Raw genomic sequence first — 23,218 nt, 5'->3', positions numbered from 1 at the left:
CCGCCTAGCGGCGTACCAGCATGTCGGCGGCGACCGGGCGGTGGTCGGACGCGGTGGTGGCGACCTCGCGCGCGCCGAGGACCATGATCTCGGGCGAGACCGTCACGAGGTCGATGCGCTTGACCGGGTCGGCGGCGGGGTAGGTGCCGCCGCCGTCCGGCGCCGCGTCCCGCAGCCCGCGCTGCCACAGCTCGGCCAGTTCGGGGGCCTGCGGCTCGGCGTTGAAGTCCCCGACCAGTACCTTCGGCCCCGGGTCGGCGGCCAGGATCTTGAGCATGTCGGTGGCCTGCGCACGGCGGACCGAGGGGTCGGAGCGGTAGTCCAGGTGCGTCGAGTACACGTGCACGGGTACGCCCCGGACGTTGACGGTCACGTCGGGGAAGCCGGGCGCGGGGGCGGGTGCCGGGTTGGGCGTCTGGGTGGACAGCCGGGTGATCTCGCGGTTCTCGGCGCGCGTGATCGGGTACCGGCTGAGCACCGCCACCCCGAACTGCCGGCGCGGCGCGCCCTCGATGGCCGGGTCGAGGTCGTAGACGGGGGCGAAGAAGACCCGCATGTTCAGCCGTACGGCCAGCTCACGAGCCTCGTCGACGAAGTCGCTGCGGGCACCCCAGTGCACGTCGACCTCCTGCAGGCCGATCACGTCGGCGTGCAGTGAGCGCAGCGTGTCCGCGGTACGTCCGAGGTCGAAGACGTTGTCCTCGCCGGCGCCGGCGTGGATGTTGTACGTGGCCACCCGCAGCCAGGTCGCCCGGGCGTTGTCGTCGGGTGCCGCTGGTGCGGCGGGCGCCGCGCCTGCTGGTGGTACTGCGCTTGCCGGGGGTACTGCGCTTACTGGTGCTACTGCGCCGACGGCGAACGCGACCGACGCGGCGAGCGTACCGAGCAGGGACCGTCGGCTCCTGAGCGTCATCCGGGTCTCCTAACGAAGCGGCAGCCAGTGGTGCGGATCCGTGATGCCCCCGGGGCAGGCGAGGCCGGCGATGTCCCAGCCGGCGAGCCGGGCTCCGGCCTGGTAGGCGCTCTCGTAGAAGTCGAGCACCGCGGTGCGCGGGTCGGGCTCGGCACGGGCATCGTCATATCGAAGCACGGCGAGGTGACTTCCGCGGCGCTCGGTCCACTCGGCGGCCTCCGGTACCAGTGGCTCGGCCGCCAGCCCCGGGGGCTCCGGTGCGGTGTACGAGTAGAACGCGGGCGCGGGGAAGCTCTCGTCACCGAACCAGAAGCCGAAACTGACCACCTCCCGCGAGTACGCCTCGCGGGTGACCGAGTCGACCGCCGGCGGCGCGACGACGCGGCGATCCGAGAACCGGGTGTGCGCGATGTCGAAGGTGTGCCAGAAGTGGTGCACCGGGCTGGCCTTGCCGGAGAACCCGGCGGCGAACTCCTCCAGGATCAGGTTCACCCGGCTCAGGACCTGCCAGTACCGGTTGCCCCAGACGGGGTCGTAGCCGGCGTGCTCGGTGTCGTCGGCGAACGGCCGGTCGGAGTCGGGCAGGTCGAACGGTACCGGCCGGTCGAGGCTCACCCGTACGCCGACGGCCTCCAGGGCCGCCAGGGTGTCCCGGTAGAACGCGGCCACCGATCGGCCGTACAGGGGAAACGACACCGACGCGCCGTCGCCGGCGGCGAGGACCAACTGGTGGTCGACGAAGTCGAAGTCGATCGTGAAGATCGGGTTGCCGTCGACCTGGCCCATCGGGCGGGTGGTGATGCCACGCCCGGTGACGTGGAACGGCACGTTCCACCAGTGGTTGCGCCGCACGCCGGCGGCGAGCCGGATCTTGCCTACCACCTGCGCGAACCGGTGCAGAGTGGACTTCGTTTCGTGCCAGTCGGCCAGCGGCATCGGGGGGAACAGGTCCATGGCACCACCATCCCGCCACGCGTGTCATGCTGCACGGACCGGGATTGAGGGAGGACAACGTGTCAACTACCGAGGCCGTACCGGCGGCGGCCGCCGAGCGATCACGTCTGCGGTTACGGTTCGCCGCGACGATCACCGTCGTCCTGGCGCTGCTGTTCGGCGTGCCGTGGTGGACCCTGGTCGTCGCGGGTGCCCGCTGGCCCGGCACCGTCGTGGTCGCCGGCACGGTGCTGTTCGCCGGGGCGCTCGTCGCGCTTCCGATCCTGATGTTCCACGGTCACGGCCGTCACCGGGACCGGGCGGCCCGCCTCGGCGACACGATGCTCGGCGTGGTCTGGGTGCTGTTCGCCTGGTCGCTGCTCGGCAACGGGCTGCGGCTCGCCCTCGTGATCGCCGGCGTCGCCGACCCGGCCCGGTCGCGGATCGTCGCGGTGGCGGTCGCCGCCGTGTCGCTGATCCTGCTGCTGTGGGGGTACGTGGAGGCGATGCGGCTGCCCCGGATCAGGCGGGTGGAGGTCACGATCCCGCGGCTGGGCGCCGGTCTGGACGGCGTACGGGTGGTGCTGCTGACCGACACCCACTACGGCCCGATCAACCGGGCCCGGTGGTCGGCCCGGGTCGTCGAGGCCGTCAACACCCTCGACGCCGACGTGGTGTGCCACACCGGCGACATCGCCGACGGCACCGTCGAGCGCCGCCGGGAGCAGGCCGCGCCGCTCGGCGTGGTGAAGGCCCGGCTGGCCAGGACCTACGTGACCGGAAACCACGAGTACTTCGGGCAGGCCCAGGGCTGGCTCGACCACATGCGCGAGCTCGGCTGGGAGCCGCTGCACAACCGGCACATCGTGGTGGAGCGCGACGGCGCCCGGCTCGTCGTCGCCGGCGTCGACGACCGGACGGCCGCGTCCACCGGCACCCCCGGTCACCGCGCCGACCACGCCGCCGCGCTCGCCGGCGCCGACCCGGACGCGCCGGTCCTGCTGCTGGCACACCAGCCGAAGCAGATCGACGGGGCGGTCGAGTACGGCGTCGACCTCCAGCTGTCCGGGCACACCCACGGCGGCCAGATCTGGCCGTTCCGCTACCTGGTACGCCTCGACCAGCCCGTGGTCGCCGGGCTGAGCCGGCACGGGGAGAAGACCCAGCTGTACACGAGCCGGGGGACCGGCTTCTGGGGGCCACCGTTCCGGATCTTCGCGCCGAGTGAGATCACCCTGCTCACGTTGAGGGCGGCGGGTTAAGAACGCGACAAGATTGACGGTACGGCCGCGAAGAACGCGTCAAGATCGGTCGGATCCGGGTAGCCGCGCGGTTTGCTGTGACCGTGGTGACGTGGGTGAAAAGACTGCTCGTCGGCCGTCCGCTGCCCAGCGACCGGCTCGGTGAGCAGCTGCTGTCCAAGCGGCTGGCGCTGCCGATCTTCGCCAGCGATCCGCTGTCCTCGGTGGCGTACGCGACCCAGGAGATCCTGCTGGTGCTCACCCTCGGTGGGCTGGCGTACCTGTACCTCGCGCCCTGGATCGGGATCGCGGTGGTCGTGCTGCTCGCGGTGGTCGTCGTCTCGTACCGGCAGGTGGTGCGGGCGTACCCGGGCGGCGGCGGCTCGTACGAGGTGGCGTCGCGCAACCTGGGCCGGGCGGCCGGCCTCACGGTGGCCGCCGCGTTGATGGTCGACTACGTGATGACGGTCGCGGTCTCGGTCGCCGCCGGGGTGGACAACATCATCTCCGCGGTACCCGCGCTCAACCCGCACCGGGTCGGCATCAACCTCGCCTTCGTCGCGGTACTGACGGCGATGAACCTGCGCGGCGTGCGGGAGTCGGGCCGTGCGTTCGCGGTACCCACGTACCTGTTCATCGCCGGGGTGCTCGTGCTGATCGCGGTCGGCCTGGGCCGGACCGCGGTCGGGCACCCGCCGGTGGCCGAGTCGGCCGGCTGGCAGGTGCGACCCCATCAGGTCGGGCTGACCGGCCTGGCGCTCACGCTGCTGGCGCTGCGCGCGTTCGCCTCCGGCTGTACCGCGCTCACCGGGGTGGAGGCGATCTCCAACGGAGTACCGGCGTTCCGGCCGCCCAAGAGCGAGAACGCCGCCCGGACCATGGCGGCGATGGGTGCGCTGGCGATCACCATGTTCGCCGGTATCACGGCGCTGGCGCTGATCGCGCACGTGCGCATCGCCGACAACGCCTGCAGCCTGGTCGGCTTCCCCGGAGACTGCACCACGGCGGCGCAGCGTACGGTCATCGCGCAGCTGGCGGCGGCGGTGTTCGGCGGCGACCACAGTGCCGGGTTCTACCTCGTGCAGGCCACCACCGCGCTGATCCTGATCCTGGCGGCCAACACCGCGTTCAACGGGTTCCCGCTGCTGGGCGCGATCCTGGCCGAGCAGCGGTACCTGCCCCGGCAGTTGCACACGCGGGGTGATCGGCTGGCGTACTCCAACGGGATCATCGTGCTGGCCGTCGTCGCGGGTGGGCTGATCTACGCCTTCGACGGCTCGGTGACCCGGCTGATCCAGCTGTACATCCTGGGCGTCTTCACCTCGTTCACGCTCAGCCAGGCGGGCATGGTGCGGCACTGGAACCGGGCCCTGGCCGCCGAGCGCGACCCCGCGGCGCGCCGGCGAATCCACCGCTCCCGCGCCATCAACGCCGTCGGCGCCGCGTTCACCGCGCTGGTACTGGTGATCGTGCTGGCGACCAAGTTCAGCCACGGCGCGTACCTGGTGATCATTGCGATGCCGCTGCTGTACGCGATGATGAGCGCCGTACGCCGGCACTACGACCGGGTCAGCGCCGAACTCGAACCCCAGGCGCGCGGGGAGGTGCTCCCGGCGCGCATCCACGCCGTGGTCCTGGTGTCCCGGCTGCACCGGCCCACCCTGCGGGCGCTCGCGTTCGCCCGCGCCGGCCGGCCCGACACGCTGACCGCGGTGACCGTGGCGACCTCGCCGGCCGACGCGCGGGCGTTGCAGGCCCGGTGGGCCGAGCGGGGCATCCCGGTACCGCTGACCGTGCTCGACTCGCCGTACCGCGACATCACCGGCCCGATCCTGGACTTCGTCGCGGCGCTGCGCCGGGACGCGCCGCGCGACCTGGTCGCGGTCTACCTCCCCGAGTACGTGGTGGGCCACTGGTGGGAGCAGCTGCTGCACAACCAGAGCGCGCTGCGGTTGAAAACGCGGCTGCTGTTCCAGCGCCAGGTCATGGTGATCAGCGTGCCGTGGCAGCTCCGCTCCTCCTTCTCCCATGATCACGGCAAGGTGGCGTCGTCGTAGCGGCACCAACGTTCCAGGATCATAGGAACGGGGTGCACAATGCCGGGATGGTGCGGCGAGGCTGGCTGGGCACCGTGGTCGGCGTGGCCGGGCTGTCCGGGACCACCGCCGTACTGCTGCCGCTGCGCGGGGACCTGTCGCTGGCCGGCGTGACGCTGCTCTACCTGGTACCGGTACTGGCGGCCGCGGTCGCCGGTGGGGCGTGGCCCGCGCTGGCCGGTGCGCTCGCCGCCGACGCGCTGGTCAACTTCTTCTTCGTGCCGCCCTACCACACCCTGGTCGTCGACAGCCCGGGTAACGTCGTCGTGCTCGTGGTGTACGTGCTGGTGGCGGCCACCGTCGCGGTGGCCGTGGACGTCGCCGCCCGGCACCGCGCGGCGGCGGCCCGCCGGTCGGTCGAGGCGGGCCTGCTCGCCCAGATCAGCGCCGCGCCCGCGGTACCCGACTCGCTGACCACGCTGCTGAAGCGGGTGCGCGACAGTTACGGCATGACCTCGGTCGCGCTGTTCGAGGCCGACCGCGCCGTGGCGCGGGTCGGCCCGGTGCCGGACGGTGAGCCGGCCCTGAGCGTGGACGGTGACGGGCGCGCCTCGCAGGTGCCGGGGCTGCGGCTGGCCGCGTGGGGGCCGGCGGTGTTCGCCGAGGACCGCGGTACGCTCGCCCGGCTCGTCGCCGCCGCGGCACGGCTGCGGGAGAACCAGCGGCTGGCCGACGAGGCGGCCCGGGCCCGCGATCTGGCCGAGATCGACCGGCTGCGGGCGGCTCTGCTCAACGCCGTCGGCCACGACCTTCGTACCCCTCTCGCGGCGATCAAGGCGGCCGTGTCCAGCCTGCGCCAGCCCGACGTCGCCTGGGTCCCCGAGGACCGGGCCGAACTGCTGTCCACAGTGGAGGAATCCACCGACCGCCTGGTCGACCTCGTCGAGAACCTGCTGTCGGTGAGCCGGCTGCGGGCGGGGGTGCTGTCGGCCGATCCGCGGCCGGTCGCGCTCGACGCCGTCGTGGCCGAGGCGGTACTGCACACCCCCGGCCGTACCGGCGTCGAGGTGGACGTCCCCGACGACCTGCCGCTGGCCCTGGCCGACCCCGGGCTGCTCGAGCGCGTCGTCGCCAACCTCCTCGCCAACGCCCTGACCGCGAGCCCGCCCGAGGGTACGGTCCACCTGGAGGGCCGCCTCGACGGCCAACGCCTCGCGCTGCGCGTCGTCGACCATGGTCCGGGCCTGCCCGCCGAGCACCGCGACCGGCTCTTCGCGCCGTTCCAGCGCCTCGACGACCGCGGCGGTACCGGCCTCGGGCTCGGCCTGGCGATCGCCCGCGGCTTCACCGAGGCGATGGGCGGCGTCCTCACCCCGTCCGACACCCCAGGTGGCGGTCTCACCATGACCATCACGATCCCGCTCGCGGTCTCGTCATGACCATCACGATCCCGCCCGCGGCCTCGCCATGACTCGTGTTCTCGTCGTCGATGACGACCCGTACCTGCTGCGCGCCCTGCGGATCAACCTCACCGCCCATGGGTACCAGGTCCACACCGCGACGGACGCGGCCGGCGGCCTGGCCACCGCCGGCCGGCAACCACCGGACCTGGCCATCGTCGACCTGGGCCTGCCCGACCTGGACGGCATCGCGGTCGTGGAGGGGCTGCGCGGCTGGAGCCGGGTCCCGATCATCGTGCTCTCCGCCCGGGACGCCGAGGCCGCCAAGGTCGCCGCGCTCGACGCCGGCGCCGACGACTACGTCACCAAGCCCTTCGGCATGGACGAACTGCTGGCCCGGGTGAGAGCCGCGCTGCGCCGGGCCGCGCCCACCCCGGACGCGCCGGTCATCAGCACGGCGGCGTTCACCGTCGACCTGGCCGCCAAGCGGGTCACCGGTCCGGACGGCGAGATCCGGCTGACCCCGACCGAGTGGCACCTGCTGGAGATCCTGGCCCGGCATCCGGACAAGCTCGTCGCCCAGCGCCAGCTACTGCGGGAGGTGTGGGGCCCGCAGTACCAGACCGAGACCAACTACCTGCGCGTACACCTGGCCAACCTGCGCCGCAAGCTGGAGCCCGACCCGGCCCGGCCGCGGTACCTCATCACGGAGCCGGGGCTGGGGTACCGGTTCGTCCCGTAACCTCTGATCGTGGCGCACCGGGAAACCCAGCCGTGACCGAACACCTGGCTGTAGACGACAGTGGCTCTGTCGACGACAGTGGCTCTGTCGACGACAGAGGCGTCGACGACAGTGACGTCGACGAGCTGCTGGCCCGGGCGCGAGAGCTGATCCGGGACGGTCGTCGGCGCATCCTCGGCATCACGGGCGCCCCGGCCGCCGGCAAGTCCACGCTGGCCGCCCGGATCGTGGCCGCGCTCGGGCCCGCGGCGGTGCTCGTGCCGATGGACGGGTACCACCTCGCCGAGGCCGAGCTGCACCGGCTCGGCCGGCATCACCGCAAGGGCGCCATCGACACCTTCGACGCCGCCGGCTTCGTCTGCCTGCTGCGCCGGCTGCGGGAAGCGGGGCCGGCGACGGTGTACGCACCCGAGTTCCGCCGGGACATCGAGGAGTCGATCGCCGGAGCCATCCCGGTACCGCCGGACGTGCCGCTGGTGGTCACCGAGGGCAACTACCTGCTGGCCGACCAGGGGGAGTGGGCGGCGATCAGGGACCTGCTCGACGAGGCCTGGTACGTGGAGGTCGACGACGAGACCCGGCTGTCCCGCCTGGTCGCCCGGCACGTCGCGTACGGCCGGGATCCGGCGGAGGCGGCCGAGCGGGCGTACGGCAACGACCAGCGCAACGCGGAGTTCATCGCGACGACCCGATCGCGCAGCGATCTGGTGGTGACGCTCACCGCCGGGTGACCATGGTGTCCATCCTGGAGGTGAGCATGAGTTTCCACGTCGATCCGGAAGTCGAGACCCGTCCCGAGCCGGCTCAGCGGGAACGCGACCGGCACGCGTACCGCGTACAGCTGGCCTACCTGTTCGACCACTCGTCCTTCTACCGGCGCAAGCTCACCGAGGCCGGCTTCCCCGACGCCACCGACGCCGGCGACCTGGACGGGATCGCCGCGCTGCCCTTCACCACCAAGGACGAGATCCGGCGCAGCCAGGCGGAGCATCCGCCGTACGGCGACCACCTCGCCGCACCCGCCGACGGTATCCGGCGCGTGTACTCCACCAGCGGCACGACCGGGGAGCCCTGCTACATCCCGGTCACCGCCGCCGACCTCGGCACCTGGTCGCGGATCGGCGCCCGCTCGTACACCTCGGCGGGCGTACGGGCGGCGCAGCGGATCGTCCTCACGTACAACGCCGGCCCGTTCGTCGCGGGCGCCGTCCTGGACTCGCTCACCGCCATCGGCGCCACGGTGATCCCGGTCGGCAGCGGCAACACCGAGCGGGTGGTACGCGCCTTCCAGCGGCTCGGCGCCGAGACGCTCGCCTGCACCCCGTCGTACGCGCTGTACCTGACCGAGTGGTGCGCCGCGCGCGGCCTCGACCCGGCGGGGCTCGGCGTCCGGCGGCTGTGCCTGGCCGGCGAGCCGGGTGGGGGAGAGGCCGCGATCCGGTCGCAGCTCGAGGCCGCCTTCCGCGCGATCGTGACCGAGGCGATGGGGATCGGCGACGTGTCGCCGTCGCTGTGGGGCGAGTGCGACGACCAGCAGGGGATGCACTTCTGCGGGCAGGACTACGTCCACATCGAACTGGTCGACCCGGCGTCCGGGCAGCCCCTGGCCTGGCGCGACGGCGCCGAGGGCGAACTCGTCTACACCGCGCTGCGGCGGGAGGCCGTGCCGATGCTGCGGCTGCGCAGCCGCGACCGGGTCGTGGTGAACGCACGACCGTGCCCGTGCGGGAGGACCAGCGTCCGGGTCCGGTGCGTCGGGCGTACCGATGATCTCCTGATCGTGCGGGGCGTCAACGTCTTCCCGACCGCGGTACGGGCGGTGGTGCATGAGTTCCGGCCGAGGGTGAGCGGGGCGGTCCTCATCCGGCCGCGCATCACCGGGGTACGACAGGACCAGCCCCCGACGGTGCTGGTCGAACTGGCCGACGCGGAGCAGCCCGACGACGGCCTGGCCGGTGAGATCGAGACAGCCATTCGGGCGAAGCTCGTCGCTCGGATGCGTGTGGAGCTGGTACGGCCTGGCACGCTGCCGCGGAGCGAGTACAAGCTCCAGCTCGTCGACTACCCGGCCGGGCCCCCGGAAACCCCGGCCGAACGGTGACGCGGGGTTTCCGGGGGCTCGACCCCAGCGCTCGGAAACCGAGTCCCCGGAAATCGAGCCCCCGGAAACCGGCCGTTACGCCGGGTGCAGCGCGACGCGCTGGTTATCCGCGTCGATCGCTTCGATCCGTACCCGGATCCGCGATCCGAGGTCGGGCAGGGCCTGCCAGTGCGACTTCGGCGCGAGCCCGTCGACGCCGTCGCCGATGCGGACGAAGGCACCGAACGGCACGATGCTCACGACCTGGCCGTCGACGACGTCACCGACGCCGTGCCGGGCGACGAACTCGGCCCAGCCGGCTCCGTTGCTTTCGTGACTGGAGTGTTCGGGGCGGGACATGCGATCACCTCCTCTCCGCGCAGATTCCGCCGTGCGCAGGCGAGGAGGGGCGGGCCGCGGGCCCGCGGCGTGATCAAGGCGTGGCCGGGTGCCTCATCCGCTCGTGGCTGGTAGCAGCCGACCCGGCAGTCACGTCGCGATCGTAGCGGGTCTCGGATCTGGACGGAACGGCGTATCGTCGATGCCGTGTGCCGCCGTCCGGAGTAGCGGGTCCTGTAACGTGCCAGGATGAGCAACCCCTTACGCGTGCTCTCGCCGGACGAGCTGCGCCGCCGTACCAGCATGAAGTGGCGCCGGTACTCGCCGGACGTGCTGCCGCTCTGGGTGGCAGAGATGGACGTGCCGCTCGCGGAGCCCGTCGCGCGGGCGCTGACCGAGGCGGTGGCGCTCGGCGACACCGGGTACCCGGAGGGGCCGGTCTACGCGGAGGCGCTCGCCGATTTCGCCACCGCGCGGTGGGGCTGGACGGTCGACGTCGAGCGTACGGCGATCGTGCCGGACGTGATGATGGGCATCGTCGAGGTCCTCAAGCTGGTCACCGGCAACGGCGACGCCGTCGTCGTGAACCCGCCCGTGTACCCGCCGTTCTACCAGTTCATCGAACACTCCGACCGCCGGGTCGTGGAGGCGCCGCTGTCGCCCGCACACCGGATCGACCTGGCCACCCTCGACGCCGCCTTCCGCGCCGCCACCGCCGGCGGCCGGCCCGCCGCGTACCTGCTGTGCAGCCCGCACAACCCGACCGGCACCGTGCACACCCGCGACGAACTGACCGCCGTGGCCGACCTGGCCGCCCGCCACGAGGTACGGGTCGTCGTCGACGAGATCCACGCGCCGCTCGTCTACCCCGACTCCACGCACGTGCCGTACCTGACCCTGCCCGGCGCGGACAACGCGTTCGCGCTGTTGTCGGCTTCCAAGGCCTGGAACCTGGCCGGCTTGAAGGCCGCCGTCGCCGTCGCGGGGCCGGCGGTCGCGAAGGACCTGGAGCGGATGCCCGAGGAGGTCAGCCACGGCCCCAGCCACCTGGGGATCATCGCGCACAGCGCGGCGCTGCGGCACGGCCGCGACTGGCTCGACAGCCTCCTGGTCGGCCTGGACGACAACCGCCGCCTGCTCGGTGAGCTGCTCGCCGAGCGGGTGCCCGAGATCGGGTACCGGCAGCCGCAGGGCACCTACCTGGCCTGGCTGGACTGCCGCGCCCTGGACCTGCCCGGTGACCCGGCGGCGGTGTTCCTGGAGCGCGGGCGTGTCGCGCTCAACCCGGGACCGGAGTTCGGTACCGGAGGCGACGGGCGCGTCCGGCTCAACCTCGCGACCTCCCCGGACATCATCACCGAGGCGGTCCGCCGGATGGCGTCCGTGCTGCGCTGAGCGGGCGCACCCGGCCGTGCTGCGCTGAGCGGGCGTCACCCGGCCGTGCTGCGCTGAGCGGGCGTCATTCGGCTTCGCGGCGGGCGCGGGCGCGCCGCTTGCCCTCGTGCATCGCCTGTACCCGGGCGACCGGGATGGCGCGACCCTCCTCGACCAGGTCGGGGTGCAGCCGCTGCGGCTCGGGCATCTCGTCGGCCCACGGATCGCGGTCGGCGACCAGCCGTGGCACCGTGCGCAGCGTGAAGTCGGCCGGCGCGACGCGGTCGAGTTCGTCCCAGGCCACCGGGAACGACACCGGCACGCCCGGCCGGATCCGGGGACTGTACGCCGCCACCACCGTCGCCCCGTAGGCCCGGGTCGAGTCGAGGAACACCTTGCCGCCGCGCTCCTCCCGGATGAAGGCCGTGGTGGCGAGCGCGGGGTCCAGGCGCTCGGCCCGCGCCGCGACCGCCCGGGTCGCGGCGGCCACCTCCTCGGCCGTCGCCTGCGCCTCTACCGGTACGAACACGTGCACGCCCTTCGCCCCGCTGGTCTTGACCGCCCCCGCCAGGCCGGCGTCGGCAAGCACCTGGCGCACCAACTGGGCGGCCCGGACCGCCAGCCCGAACCCGTCACCCTCCGGCGGGTCGAGGTCGAGGATGAGGTGGGTGGGGTGCTCCCAGCGATCGGCGAGGAACAACGTTGGGTGGTATTCCACGGCGCGCTGGTTGGCGAACCACAGCAGGGTACGGCGGTCGTTGCACAGCGCGTACGACACCTGCCGCTTCGAGGCCTCCGCCCACAGCGATGCCCTCGGCACCCACGGCGGGGTGTACCTGGGCAGGTTCTTCTGCATGAACGGCGCCTGGCCGCGCAGCACCCGGATCACCGAGAGCGGCCGGTTCCGCAGCGCCGGGATGACCCGGTCGGCGACCGCGTCCAGGTAGTCGACCAGGTCCCGCTTGGTGGCGTCGGCCCCGTCGAACAGTGGCTGGTCCAGGTTGGTCAGTGCCACCCCGTCGCGCGTCTCACCCTGATTGCCCATCGGACCCCCTCACCGGATCAGGGTACGGACAGGGCGCCGCCGGAGCGTGCTCACGGCGTCCATTTCCAAACTCTCCAAGATGGGGTGCCACCCGGACAGGCAGGGGCGACGTGGGCTATTGACGGCAGTTCCGATTGGGACGATGTTTACCAGTATCGATGCCGGACGTCGCGACCCGCGAACGCCGGCACCGCGGTCCCCTCGGGACGGCGCAACGCCGTCCCCATCGCATGGAGGTGACGCGAATGGTAAGTGTTCCCCAATCGAGGGCCGAGGCACGGCCACTGGTCAGCCGGCTCGCTCTCGTCGTCGGTGTGGTGTTCCTGCTGGTCGGCGTGGCCGGGTTCATCCCCGGCCTCACGACGGACTACGACACGCTGAGCTTCGCCGGGCACGGGTCCGGCGCCATGCTGCTCGGCCTCTTCCAGGTATCGATCCTGCACAACATCGTCCACCTGCTGTTCGGCGTCGCCGGCATCGCGATGTCGCGGCGGGCCGACTCTGCCCGGCTGTTCCTCGTCGGAGGCGGCGTCATCTACCTCGCGTTGTGGCTCTACGGGCTGGTCATCAGCGACGGCAGCGCCGCCAATTTCGTGCCGGTCAACGGTGCCGACGACTGGCTGCACCTCGGACTCGGGGTCGTCATGATCCTGCTGGGTCTGGTGACGGGCCGGCGGCGGTAGCGCGTACGCACCGTGATCGCGAAGGGCCCGGGACACCTCACTCCGGGCCCTTCGACGACTAAGGTCTTGGTCTATGCGTCTTCTCGCGCGGATCGGCTCGCTTCGTGCGGTCCTCGTGGTGCTGACCGCGATGACCGCCGCCCTGATCGGCCTCGCCGCCTTCGGCAACGTCACCGACTACGGCACCAACGAGGCGTTCGTCAGGCACGTGCTCGCCATGGACACGACGTTCAGGTCGCCGCACATGATGTGGCGCGCCATCACCTCGCCCGCGGCCGTCACCGCCGTCTACCTCGCGATCATCGCCTGGGAGTGGGCCACCGCAGTCGTCCTCGCCGGGGCGTGTGTCGCCTGGGTCCGAGGCGTTCCGGTCGCCCGCCGGTTGTCGACGCTCGGGTGGCTCATGCAGGTCATGCTCTTCGGGGGCGGCTTCATCGCGGTGGGCGGCGAGTGGTTCCAGATGTGGCAGTCGTCGGACTGGAACGGTCTCCAGTCGGCGCTGCAGAACTTTCTGATCGCCTCGGTCGGTCTCGTCCTCGTCCACCTCTCCGGACCGGGTGACGCCCCTGTCGAGAGCGACGGCGCCCGGGTGTCCAGCCGGGTCGAGCAGAGCACGCGCTAGCGGCACTGGACTACCGGCACGGCGGCCGGTACGGCAACTGGGGCAGCAGTTCCCGCCATTGCGCCGCGGTGAGGACGCCCCGGGTGATGTCGCAGATCCGCTGGACGGCGTGGTCGACGTCCACCTCCCACAGCCGGACCGTGGTGTCACCGCTGCCCGTGGCCAGGAACCGTCCGTCCGGGCTGAACGCGAGGGAGAGCAGGATGCCGGTGTGCCCGGTGAGGGACTCGCCGCTGAACACCGGCTCCGCCGGGTCTCTCACGTCCCACAGTCGTACGGTCTTGTCGTAGCCGGCGCTGGCGAGGGTCCGACCGTCCGGGCTGAACGCCAGGGCGCTGACCACATCGGTGTGCCCGGCCAGCGGCGCGCTGAGCGGCACCGGGTGGGAACGGTTGCGGGTGTTCCACAGCCGTACGGTCTTGTCGCCGCTGGCCGTGGCGAGGACACGCCCGTCCGGGCTGAACCGTACCGACCAGACCGGCCCCGAGTGCCCGGTGAGGGGCTGCCCCAGAGCCGCCGGGGCGGCCGGGTGGGTCACGTCCCACAGCCGGACCGTGGTGTCGAAGCTCGCCGTGGCAAGGGTGCGGCCGTCCGGGCTGAACGCGACCGAGGTGATGTAGCCGGCGTGCCCGGTCTGGATGACGCCGAGGCGCGCCGGCCGGTCCGGCGAGCGGATGTCCCACAGCTGGATCGTCTGCTCGCTCTGGGTGACGAGGATTTCGCCGGCCGGGCTGAACGCCACCTGTTTCCCGGCGTTTTCGGTAAGGGGAAGCCCGACGGGCACCGGGTGGCCCGGGTCGCGTACGTCCCACACGCGGGTCACCCTGTCCCCGCTCGCGGTCACCAGGAGGTGCCCGTCCGGACTGAACACCAGGCTGGTGGCGAGGCCGGTATGGCCGGCGAGGGGCGGTCCGAACGGTACCGGGTGGCTTGGATCGTGTACGTCCCAGAGCCGAGCCGTGTTGTCCGCGCTCCCCGTGGCGAGGACCCGCCCGTCCGGGCTGAACGCCGTGGACAGCACGCCGGCGCTGTGGCCGGACAGGACCCGGTCAGGCAGGGACCACAGCCGTACCGTGCTGTCGTCGGCGCCGGTCGCGAGGGTACGCCCGTCGGGGCTGAACGCGACCGCGTACACGATGCCGGTACGGGCGGCGAGGGGCTGGCCGAGGGGTTCGGCACGGGCCGGGTCGGACACCGTCCACAGGCGAGCCGTACCGTCGGCGCTCCCCGAGGCGAGCATGCGGCCGTCGGGGCTGAACGCGATCGACCAGACCGGCCCGTCGTGCCCGGTGAGGCGCATGCCGGTCGGGGTCGGGTGGGCCGGGTCGGTCACGTCCCACAGCCGCGTGGTCTTGTCCTCGCTGCCGCTGGCGAGGACGTGCCCGTCGGGGCTGAACGCCAGCGAATGGACCGTGTTCGCGTGTCCGGCGAGCGGCTGGCCGAGGATGGTGGGCCGTCCCGGCTGGGTCACGTTCCACAGCCGGACCGTCTTGTCGTCGCTGCCGGTGGCGAGGGTACGGCCGTCCGGGCTGAACGCCACCGCGCGTACCGCCGCGTCGTGCCCGGCGAGCGGGTGGCCGAGCGGCGCCGGTCGGGCCGGATCGGTCACGTCCCACAGCCGCGCGGTGTGGTCGGCGTTGGCGGTGGCGAGGGTACGGCCGTCGGGGCTGAACGCCACCAGGTAGATGGTGCCGTTGCCGACGACCAGAGGTGACCCCAGCGGTACCGGGCGATCGCGGTCGGTCACGTTCCACAGCCGTACCGTCGCGTCGTCGCCGGCGGTGGCGAGCGTCCGCCCGTCCGGGCTGAACACCGCCGAGGTCACCCAGCTCCCGTGGCCGGTCAGCGGCCGGCCCAGCGGCGCCGGCCGGCCACGGTCGCGTACGTCCCAGAGCCGGACGGTCCGGTCGAAGCTCGCGGTCGCGAGGGTACGACCGTCGGGGCTGAACGAGGTCAGGTACACCGCGCCGGTGTGCCCGGCCAGCGGTGTGGCCAGCGGTACGTTCTGCGTCGACAGCAACCGGGCCCGGGTGCCCCCGTCGTCCGGCCGCATCCGGTGGGCCACGAGATCCAGCTGCGCGGACAGCGACGGGTCGGTCTGGCGCATGTGGTCGGCCTGGGCCGCGAGCTGCTCGAACACGGCGTCGTCGCGCTGCCGGAAGGCCACGGTCGCCGCCGCGGCCGCGATCAACGCGAACGCCACCACGGCGGCGACGGCGGCCCGCCTCATCCAGGTGCTGCGCCGCCGGTACCCCGCCGACACGGCCAGGAAGTCCCGGCCCGCCGCGCTCAGCCCCGCCCCGCCGGCCCTCTGCGCCCAGTGCTGGGCCGTCTCCAGCCGGGCGCCCCGGTACAGCAGCGAGGAGTCCCGTCCTTCGTCGGCCCAGGCCGAGGCGTCCTCCTCCAGCCGCTGCCGTACCAGGCTGCCGGTTCGGTCGGCGTCGATCCAGGCGCGCAGGCGGGGCCAGGCCTGCAGCAGCGCCTCGTGGGTGATCTCGACGGAACCCGCGTCCAGCGTCACCAGCCGCGCCTTGGCCAGTACCTCGAGCGCGTCCGCGGCGGCCGTAGGGTCCTCCGCCCGCTCCACGAGCTCGTCCCGGCTGGCCCGCCGGCGGGTGTCCTGCGTGTCGTTGCCGACGCGTACCAGCCCCAGCAGCATCGTGCGTGCCGCCGTCTGCCCGGCCGCGCACAGCTCGGACCACGCGCGCTCGGCCGTCGTCGCCACGGCGCCCTGGATCCCGCCGGCGGCCCGGTAACCGGCGATCGTGAGCTTGCCGCCTCGCCGGCGCTGCCAGGTGGCCAGCAGGGAGTGCGACAGCAGCGGCAGCGCCCCGGCGTCGTACGCTCCCCGGCCGTCGGTGCCCCGCCCGCGCCCGCCAGTGACACCCAGGTCACGCAGGATCAGGTCCGCCAGGCCGGTCTCCAGTTGCAGGCCGGCCGCCTTCGCCGGGCCGACAACCGCTTCCCGCAGCTCGCCGGCGGTCATCGGCCCCAGCACCATCTGCCTGTGCTGCAGGGCCTGTTCCAGTTCCGGATGGTCCAGGCAGCGGCCGTAGAAGTCCGCGCGGATACCCAGGACCACCAGGCCGGGCGCCGTCCCGCCCGGCGCCGGGGTGCACGCGGCGTCGAGGGCGTGGATGAACCTCCGGAGCCGGTCGGGGTCCTCGCAGAGGGTGAAGGACTCCTCGAACTGGTCCACGAGCAGGACCGTCCGGGCGCCGGCACCGGCCCTGCGCTCGGCATGGGCGGCGAACGCGGTCCGGACGCCGGCCGTCTCCGGGCCGTTCTCGGGGCCCTCCGGGCCGTTCTCGGCATCCGAGCCGTTCTGGGCATCCGGGCCGTTCTCGAGGACCTCCGTCAGCTCCGGAATCTGGCGGCCCAGTTCCTTGAGCGGGTCGGTGCCGGGGGTCATCATGACGATCGGCCAGTCGGCCGACCCCGGCCCCGCGAGCGCCCCCCGCGCCAGGGCGGGCGCCAGGCCCGCCTTCATCAGGGAGGACTTGCCGGCCCCCGAGGGCCCCACCAGCATGACGATCCCGCCGGTCGCGAGGGCGTCGGCGAGCCGCGCCACCAGCGCGGCCGTACTGCGTTGACGGCCGAAGAACCAGGCGGTGTCCTCCTGCCTGAACGCCGACAGCCCTCGGTACGGGCACACGCCCGGCTGGGGTTGGCGGGACGGTGGCGGTGAGTCCCGCTCGGCGCCACCGTCCGGTGCCACGGTCGCGGGGCTGGCAAGCGCCTCCTCCCACCGCGATCGCCAGGCGTCCAGGCTGTACAGGCCCTCCACGGCCGGCTGCGGCCGGGTCTTCCGGGCCTCCCCGATGAGGACCTCCAGGACGGCGGCCAGTGGGGCGAACCGGGCGGGCACGTTCCTGCCCCGGCGCCAGTCGCTGACCCGTTGGGTCGACACCCGCGTCGGCCGCCCCCGTTCGTCCAGCCGGCGGGCCCGTGCGACCGACGTGGCCACCCGGTCCAGGGTCGGGTTGCCGGCCTGCGCGTACAGCAACGCGAACCGCTCCGCGAACGCGGCGCGGGGATCCCGATCCGGACCTGCCTCGTCGATGCCCGCGTCCATGTCCCCAATTCTCAAGGTCTTGGTTCCCAAGCGTTCCGGCTCCGGACCGGAAACCTACCGTGATCGACTGACCAGCGACGATGCGGACCGGGAGGGCGCCGCACCTGGCTCCGCGCTTCCGCGGCAGTCATGCTTCCCATCGTTGTTCGTGAACCTACATAAGGGACACAAGCCGGCGCGCGGCACAACCGGCGCGTCACGACGGGGCTGGGTCGGTGACGGTCGACCCGGATGGCTGCGATACACAACGGGGGCGGCTCATCCGGGAGGGACCGGATCCCGACACGGCCCCGAGCGCTGTGTCGGATAGGGGACAGGGGCGGTCGCTGGTACCGGCCCGGGCCGATAGTGGCAGCGACGGGGGATCAGGTGGCGCCGCGGAGGGTCGCGGCGCCCCGTACCGCCCGGAGGTCGCCATGCCCACGCCCGAGCAGACGTTGTACGTCAGTTATTTGATCGAGCCGGATGACTCGCTTCCCGACAACACGTTCCGGCTCGCCGTGACGGCCATCGCAGGCGATCCGCGTCGCTTCATCTGCGACCTGTACAACGAGCGGGGTGGCAAGGTCATTCGGATGGCCACCACCGGCGGTACGACGCGGTCGAAGCCGATCCCCTTCGACCGGTTCGCCGGCAAGTCGCTGTCGGCGCGGCTGAACTACGCCGACAGCGGGCTCGACGACATCGTGGTCCCGTTGGTGTTCGCCGACGATCTGGCCACGGCGTTGAACCAGCGCGACCTCCACTTTGTCTGGTCGGCGCGCACCGTGGAGGTGGCCGGCCCGGCCCGGCCGCTGATCGAGTTGGACCCGCACGGTTCGCCGGTGGTGCTCAGCTACGACGTACCCGAGCCGACCAGCTACCGCGGACGGCACGTGATCGAACTGGACTTCCCGGACACCTACTTCATCCCGCCGTCACCCACGACGCCCGCGGAGCGCAAGGCGACGCCCGCGGAGCGCAAGGCGATGGTCACGCCGGCCCCCACGCAGCCCGGGCCGGGCTCGCGGCCGGCGACATCGATCGTGTCCGGCCCGAGCGACATCTACGGCAGCCCCGAGCCGATCCGGGGCGACGCGACCCCCAATCGGACGCTGTCAACCGAGTTGACCAGGGATACGGTGACCGACGCGTTCAACATCGCGCAGCAGACCGGCTACTTCGACCCAGAGGTGTTCCCGAACGTGCAGGCCGGCAACGAGACCTTCAGCCGCGCCTGCGTCATGGAGGCGCTGGCCGGCCTCGACGTCGCCACCGTCTACGCCCAACTCAATGCCGGCAACCAGTTGACTATCTACCGGGACATCAGCGGGCGGTGCATCTTCCGGTTCATCCCGGCCCCCGCCCGCGCCGTGCCGACCCTGCTGCTCGTGGAGTACTACCGGCTGTCGTCGTTCCCGGCCCGCTACGGCGCCGGCCGTACCATCAAGACCTTCTCGCTGCTCCCCGGCGAGCGGAGCCGCATCCGGCTCAACACCTACAAGCGCAGCACGGAGAGCATCCAGCGGTCCACCTCGATCGTCGACTCCACCAGCGACGACACCGAGAGCGAGTTTGAGCGCACCGTGTTGGCCGAGCAGACCCGCCAGGACAACACCAACAAGAGCTTCGAGTACCAGGCCGACGTCTCGGCCGAGGCGAAGGGTAGCTGGGGCTGGGGCAGCGCCAGCGTCAAGGCCAGCGGCGGGGTCAAGGGCGTCTCGAACGCCGCGCGCGAGGAGTTCGCCAAGAACGTCTCCAACTCGGTGGCGCACAACGCCGCCCGCGCCTCCTCGCGGCGCGATGTGGAGGTCGACACCAGCCTCGACGTCAAGCTGGAGACCGGCGAGGAGCAGGCGGTCGAGCGGGACCTGGAGAACATCAACGTCAGCCGTACCCTCAACTTCGTGTTCCGGCAGATGAACCAGGAGTTCGTCAGTCTGCTACACCTGGTCGACGTCCGGGTGGCCTTCTTCAACGGCTATCGCGAGTCCCGGCTGGAGGTGCCGCTGCCCCACCTCCAGGAGCTCCTGGACACCTACATCGTGGCGGACCACCAGGACGAGGTCCGCGCCGCGATCACCGCCGAGCTGGACAGCATCACCGACTATCGCGGCGAGGTCCACCCCGACTTCGTCCAGACCGTCACCCTCACCGGCGAGGCCAAGAGCGACTCCATCACGTACCTGCGGGTCAACCCCGATACGGTGTCGGGCTACCAGACCGGCTCCGACGGGCCCGTGGTGTACGTGCCGGGCATCATCCTCGCGGCCGACTCCCACGTCATGCGTACCGACGGCGTCGTCGTCGACAGCTTCCTCGGCCTGGGTAACGGCCTGGACGACTACTCCATCGGCCTGCAGGCGGAGTCGGTGCGGGCCCGCCGGATCGAGAACGACCGTCACCAGGCCGAGGTCGACCGGCTGGAGTTGGCCACCCAGATCGTCGAGTCGGGTGACACCGTCCGCGCCGCCCTGTACCGGCAGCTGTTCCCGCCGCCCCAGATCGTCAACCAGGTCGATCAGGCCGTCATCGGTCAGACTGCCGACGGTTCCAGGCCGACCTCGGCCACCGCGTGAACAGTGCCGGCTGACCGGCGGCCACCGGTCAGCCGGACGCGGGCGGGAACCGGGGTTGGTCGTACGGGCCGAAGTCTGTCTCCTCTTCCCCGGCCGGCGCCACGCGACCGCTCAGCACCGCCTCGGCCCCGGAGTCGCCGGGCCTGTCCTCGATCTGCTCAACGCCCATTCCCTCCCGCGTCGCGCCGCCCCAGTCGATCTTCCAGATCCAGCACCAGAGAAACCTGATCTGTGACAGGGACGCGCCCAACTTCTTGGCGATGAGCCACGTCTTGTACGTGTCCTTACCACGGAAGTCTTCGAACCGGGTTCCTTTGGCGGGGCGCACCTCGAAGGCCGGCTGATCGAACATCCTCACCGTCAACCGATCCGATTTGCTGGTCACGGTTCTCACGGACATGGGGTCGTACCAGGGCGCTTCTGTGCCCTCACCCGCGTCTCGCGTCGGTTTCAGGTCATGGGCGAAGCAGAGGTATATGCCGGAAGTGGCCCTTATCCATAGTTCACGCTGGAACGTGACGGTCTGGATGAACCCGACCTGCCACTTGCCGATCTCGTCCCCGGGGACCTTGACATCGAGCGTAGCCTCGATCTCCACGGGCTGCGAGGAGATCTTCACGAACCCGGGCGCGGTGTCGGTCGGCTGGGTGATATCGCGTATCAGACCCGGCCTGGAGTCGGTCATCGTCACCAATACCGTGAATGCCGCCTCGGGCTCCCGCGGCACCTCCGCGAGGACGTGGTCCGTTCGGACCAACGCCGCCTCGGGGAGCACCCTGGCGCTCTGCTCGGAGAGTCGTGCCTCGGCGTGCGTCGGCTGCGGCGCCAGTGCCGGCTCCCGTAACGCCGGAGGCGCCGCCGGTTGCTGAGGTTGCTGGTGAGGATGGCTCATCGCGACCGCCCGTCCGGAAGTCGGGGAGTGAACACCGCCGGTCCATGGGAGTGTCGCCCGGTCTGCGGCGTCGGAGGCGCTCGCTGACGGGTCAACGACACTTCGGCACCACCGCACACCGTCCGTAGCAGGCTCACTCCCAGGGATCCACGTCGCTGAGGGCTTGAGTCGCTGGGGGCCGACATGGGCAACAGACTTCCCATCATCTACGTCCGGGGCTACGCCGGCGGGACGTCGGGCATCGACGCGCAGGTCGACGACCCGTTCTACGGCTTCAACGGCGGCTCCACCCATGTGCGCGTCGACGGCGACGGGGTCCCCCGCTACTACCAGTTCGAGAGTCCCCTGCTCCGCCTCATGCTCGACGAGGGCTACCAGCTCTTCGTACGCGGTGGACAGCAGGCCTTCCTGGAGGCGTGCGCCGACGGCGGGGGCGACGTCGGCCCCGCCACCATCTGGATCTACCGCTTCTACGACCGGTCGGCGACCACGTTCGGGCAGGTCCCGGTCGCGTTCGACCTCGAGAAGGCCGCCACGCAGCTGCTCGACTTCGTCAACCTGGTGCGCCGCAAGACCGGCGCGCCGCGGGTCAACCTCGTCGCGCACTCGATGGGCGGCCTGCTGTGTCGGTCGATGCTCCAGCGAGCGTGCCCGGCCGCCGCCCCGGCCGAGCGGGACCCCGGCAACCCGGCTGCGACGCCGGAAGACGCGACGCCGGAAAATTACGCCGCGAGCATCGTCGACAAGCTGTTCACCTACGGCACGCCGCACGGCGGCATCTCCTTCCAGGCCGGCGGCGGCCTGCTGGACTGGGCGATGGAGGTCTTCGGCCCGAACGGGGCCGACATCTTCAGCCCTCCGGTGATGTACACGTACCTCACCCCCGGCGAGAGCAACGGCGGCCCGCCCGACGGCTGGGACCCCAGGGACCTCGTCGGCTTCCCGCCGGGGCGGGTGTTCTGCCTGATCGGCACCGACCCCGGCGACTACGGCGCGGGGTTCGGGCTGTCGGCGAAGGTGGTGGGCGCGCGCAGCGACGGCCTGGTTCAGATCGACAACGCGTACGTGCGCGGCGCCCACCGCGCCTTCGTCCACCGCAGCCACTCGGGCCGGTACGGCGAGGTCAACTCGGAGGAGGGATACCAGAACCTGCGGCGGTTCCTGTTCGGCCGGTACCAGGTCAGGATCGACCTGTGCGACTTCTCGCTGCCACGCGACCCCGACGCCGAGAACTCGACGTGGCAGGCGGAGGTGCGGCTGTCCGTACGAGGGCTGCCGATCCTCATGCACGAGCAGAGCGCGGCGCACTACTGCCCGGTCCAACTCGACCGGGAGGTGGTCAGGCACAGCGACACCCCGGACACCCCGGTACCGCTCATCACGGCGTTCCTGCTGGATCCGGCGCGGGCAGGCGTCACGACCGGGACGACCGGTTCCCGCCGTGCCCGGTACGCGCTGGGGCTGCGCGTACTCCGTCTCCAGGAGCACCACGACACGTTCCTGTGGGGCGACCACCTGGAGCAGATCCCCGAGTGGGAGGACACGCTGATCGCCGACGTCGGTACCGATGACGCCGCCCCGGACGCCTCGGTCGGGACCTGGGCCGCCTGGAACTCCGACGTCCGGCAGACGATCGCGGCGACCGACCCGATCAGCGCCGAGCCGCTGAAGTTCAGCGAGGACGGCGGGACGCTGATCGCCTCGGTGCCGCTGCCGCCCTCCGGCCGCTATCTGTTCGGTGACCATGCGCGGCTCCGGATGACCGTGAGTCAGTGGGGCTGATCGTCGGGGGAGCCGTGCGCCACCTCGTCGTCGCGGTGCGGGACCGCGGTGCCCGGGACAGCCGTGCTCGGGACAGCCGTGCTCGGGACGTCGGCGTGCGCGGTTGCCAGTAGGAAGGTCATCACCAGGCAGGCCGTGCCCGCGATGCCCGCGGCGTTTCCCCCGTACGCGGCCAGCAGCCGCCGAGTGCGACGCAGTGTTCTCACACGATTACCGGACGGTTCTGACGGGGGGTCCGTGTCGGTTGGATATCGATGCGCTCCGACGGTTCGGTGGATGTCTCCCCTCGTTCGGACCAGTAGGTTGGCGGCCGAGCGTAAGGCGATCCGCCCCCGATCGAGGAGCGCACAGGCAGCCATGAGTACTCAGAACTCCTACCGCAGCCACTACGTCGATGACCGCCCCGAGCGGCGGCCGAGGGGGCGCGGTCTGCTGTGGGCGGTTGCCGCTGCGGTGGCCGCGCTGGCTATCGTGGCCGCCGCCTTTGGCGGGTACCGACTGCT

Annotated in this window: 18 protein-coding genes; 11 read left to right on the top strand and 7 right to left on the bottom strand. The window is 71.8% G+C overall.

Features of this window, described 5'->3' with window-relative positions; all coding sequences use genetic code 11:
- Positions 1-4 precede the first annotated feature (4 nt).
- Both Pme01_RS23005 and Pme01_RS23000 read right to left on the bottom strand, forming a co-directional pair.
- Positions 5-913, bottom strand: coding sequence for an endonuclease/exonuclease/phosphatase family protein (locus tag Pme01_RS23005; RefSeq protein ID WP_168117373.1), 909 nt, complete (start codon positions 911-913; stop codon positions 5-7).
- A 9-nt stretch (positions 914-922) separates the two neighbouring features.
- Entirely contained in the window at positions 923-1,867 is a 945-nt protein-coding gene (locus Pme01_RS23000) for a DUF5996 family protein (protein WP_168117374.1), read from the bottom strand.
- A gap of 59 nt (positions 1,868-1,926) precedes the next feature.
- On the opposite strand from Pme01_RS23000, the gene Pme01_RS22995 reads away from it, so the two are divergent.
- From Pme01_RS22995 to Pme01_RS22970, 6 genes are all read left to right on the top strand, one after another.
- On the top strand, positions 1,927-3,108 hold the full coding sequence (locus tag Pme01_RS22995) for a metallophosphoesterase (RefSeq protein ID WP_239088403.1): 1,182 nt from the start codon (positions 1,927-1,929) through the stop codon (positions 3,106-3,108).
- Between the two features lie 95 nt (positions 3,109-3,203).
- On the top strand, positions 3,204-5,144 hold the full coding sequence (locus Pme01_RS22990; RefSeq protein ID WP_239088402.1) for an APC family permease: 1,941 nt from the start codon (positions 3,204-3,206) through the stop codon (positions 5,142-5,144).
- 47 nt (positions 5,145-5,191) lie between these two features.
- The gene (locus Pme01_RS22985; RefSeq protein ID WP_168117377.1) at positions 5,192-6,562 is read left to right on the top strand and encodes a sensor histidine kinase; all 1,371 of its coding nucleotides are present in this window, start codon (positions 5,192-5,194) and stop codon (positions 6,560-6,562) included.
- Positions 6,563-6,590: 28 nt separating this feature from the next.
- The gene (locus Pme01_RS22980) at positions 6,591-7,265 is read left to right on the top strand and encodes a response regulator (protein ID WP_168117378.1); all 675 of its coding nucleotides are present in this window, start codon (positions 6,591-6,593) and stop codon (positions 7,263-7,265) included.
- 32 nt (positions 7,266-7,297) lie between these two features.
- Entirely contained in the window at positions 7,298-7,996 is a 699-nt protein-coding gene (locus tag Pme01_RS22975) for a nucleoside/nucleotide kinase family protein (protein WP_275408559.1), read from the top strand.
- A 26-nt stretch (positions 7,997-8,022) separates the two neighbouring features.
- On the top strand, positions 8,023-9,366 hold the full coding sequence (locus Pme01_RS22970; RefSeq protein ID WP_168117379.1) for a phenylacetate--CoA ligase family protein: 1,344 nt from the start codon (positions 8,023-8,025) through the stop codon (positions 9,364-9,366).
- Between the two features lie 75 nt (positions 9,367-9,441).
- On the opposite strand, the gene Pme01_RS22965 is transcribed toward Pme01_RS22970, so the two are convergent.
- Complete coding sequence (locus Pme01_RS22965; protein ID WP_168117380.1) at positions 9,442-9,705, bottom strand: S1 RNA-binding domain-containing protein; 264 nt, start codon at positions 9,703-9,705, stop codon at positions 9,442-9,444.
- Positions 9,706-9,933: 228 nt separating this feature from the next.
- Here Pme01_RS22965 and Pme01_RS22960 point away from each other — a divergent pair, with 228 nt between their 5' ends.
- Positions 9,934-11,079, top strand: coding sequence for a MalY/PatB family protein (locus Pme01_RS22960; protein WP_168117381.1), 1,146 nt, complete (start codon positions 9,934-9,936; stop codon positions 11,077-11,079).
- A gap of 64 nt (positions 11,080-11,143) precedes the next feature.
- On the opposite strand, the gene ligD is transcribed toward Pme01_RS22960, so the two are convergent.
- Positions 11,144-12,103, bottom strand: a complete 960-nt coding sequence (gene ligD, locus Pme01_RS22955; protein ID WP_168117382.1) for a non-homologous end-joining DNA ligase — start codon at positions 12,101-12,103, stop codon at positions 11,144-11,146.
- A gap of 245 nt (positions 12,104-12,348) precedes the next feature.
- On the opposite strand from ligD, the gene Pme01_RS22950 reads away from it, so the two are divergent.
- Positions 12,349-12,786 (top strand): DUF4383 domain-containing protein, encoded by a 438-nt coding sequence (locus Pme01_RS22950; protein WP_168117383.1) that lies wholly within the window; start codon positions 12,349-12,351, stop codon positions 12,784-12,786.
- 73 nt (positions 12,787-12,859) lie between these two features.
- Positions 12,860-13,408, top strand: a complete 549-nt coding sequence (locus Pme01_RS22945) for a DUF2165 domain-containing protein (RefSeq protein ID WP_168117384.1) — start codon at positions 12,860-12,862, stop codon at positions 13,406-13,408.
- Positions 13,409-13,418: 10 nt separating this feature from the next.
- Here Pme01_RS22945 and Pme01_RS22940 read toward each other — a convergent pair whose 3' ends face one another.
- Entirely contained in the window at positions 13,419-17,483 is a 4,065-nt protein-coding gene (locus Pme01_RS22940) for an nSTAND1 domain-containing NTPase (RefSeq protein WP_168117385.1), read from the bottom strand.
- Positions 17,484-17,899: 416 nt separating this feature from the next.
- On the opposite strand from Pme01_RS22940, the gene Pme01_RS22935 reads away from it, so the two are divergent.
- A complete protein-coding gene (locus Pme01_RS22935; RefSeq protein ID WP_168117386.1) occupies positions 17,900-20,041 on the top strand; it encodes a hypothetical protein in 2,142 nt (713 codons plus the stop codon).
- Positions 20,042-20,069: 28 nt separating this feature from the next.
- Here Pme01_RS22935 and Pme01_RS22930 read toward each other — a convergent pair whose 3' ends face one another.
- Positions 20,070-20,816 carry a hypothetical protein gene (locus Pme01_RS22930; RefSeq protein WP_168117387.1) on the bottom strand — a complete coding sequence of 249 codons (747 nt, stop codon included), beginning with the start codon at positions 20,814-20,816 and terminating at the stop codon, positions 20,070-20,072.
- Between the two features lie 300 nt (positions 20,817-21,116).
- Between Pme01_RS22930 and Pme01_RS22925 the strand changes: the two genes are divergently transcribed.
- Positions 21,117-22,715 carry an esterase/lipase family protein gene (locus Pme01_RS22925; protein ID WP_168117388.1) on the top strand — a complete coding sequence of 533 codons (1,599 nt, stop codon included), beginning with the start codon at positions 21,117-21,119 and terminating at the stop codon, positions 22,713-22,715.
- On the opposite strand, the gene Pme01_RS22920 is transcribed toward Pme01_RS22925, so the two are convergent.
- On the bottom strand, positions 22,703-22,921 hold the full coding sequence (locus Pme01_RS22920) for a hypothetical protein (RefSeq protein WP_203935815.1): 219 nt from the start codon (positions 22,919-22,921) through the stop codon (positions 22,703-22,705). The two genes, Pme01_RS22925 and Pme01_RS22920, sit on opposite strands and share 13 nt — an antisense overlap.
- Positions 22,922-23,218 lie beyond the last annotated feature (297 nt).

The organism is Planosporangium mesophilum (assembly GCF_016863255.1).
Classification (GTDB): domain Bacteria; phylum Actinomycetota; class Actinomycetes; order Mycobacteriales; family Micromonosporaceae; genus Planosporangium; species Planosporangium mesophilum.
Note: the sequence above shows the minus strand (reverse complement) of the source record. Positions and strands in the feature narration are given on the sequence as shown.

Coding starts and splice junctions, on each gene's coding strand:
- Pme01_RS22925 (WP_168117388.1), top strand. CDS start 21,117: ATGGGCAACAGACTTCCCATCATCTACGTCCGGGGCTACGCCGGCGGG.
- Pme01_RS23000 (WP_168117374.1), bottom strand. CDS start 1,867: ATGGACCTGTTCCCCCCGATGCCGCTGGCCGACTGGCACGAAACGAAG.
- Pme01_RS22960 (WP_168117381.1), top strand. CDS start 9,934: ATGAGCAACCCCTTACGCGTGCTCTCGCCGGACGAGCTGCGCCGCCGT.
- Pme01_RS22950 (WP_168117383.1), top strand. CDS start 12,349: ATGGTAAGTGTTCCCCAATCGAGGGCCGAGGCACGGCCACTGGTCAGC.
- ligD (WP_168117382.1), bottom strand. CDS start 12,103: ATGGGCAATCAGGGTGAGACGCGCGACGGGGTGGCACTGACCAACCTG.
- Pme01_RS22940 (WP_168117385.1), bottom strand. CDS start 17,483: ATGGACGCGGGCATCGACGAGGCAGGTCCGGATCGGGATCCCCGCGCC.
- Pme01_RS22985 (WP_168117377.1), top strand. CDS start 5,192: ATGGTGCGGCGAGGCTGGCTGGGCACCGTGGTCGGCGTGGCCGGGCTG.
- Pme01_RS22935 (WP_168117386.1), top strand. CDS start 17,900: ATGCCCACGCCCGAGCAGACGTTGTACGTCAGTTATTTGATCGAGCCG.
- Pme01_RS23005 (WP_168117373.1), bottom strand. CDS start 913: ATGACGCTCAGGAGCCGACGGTCCCTGCTCGGTACGCTCGCCGCGTCG.
- Pme01_RS22945 (WP_168117384.1), top strand. CDS start 12,860: ATGCGTCTTCTCGCGCGGATCGGCTCGCTTCGTGCGGTCCTCGTGGTG.
- Pme01_RS22970 (WP_168117379.1), top strand. CDS start 8,023: ATGAGTTTCCACGTCGATCCGGAAGTCGAGACCCGTCCCGAGCCGGCT.
- Pme01_RS22965 (WP_168117380.1), bottom strand. CDS start 9,705: ATGTCCCGCCCCGAACACTCCAGTCACGAAAGCAACGGAGCCGGCTGG.
- Pme01_RS22980 (WP_168117378.1), top strand. CDS start 6,591: ATGACTCGTGTTCTCGTCGTCGATGACGACCCGTACCTGCTGCGCGCC.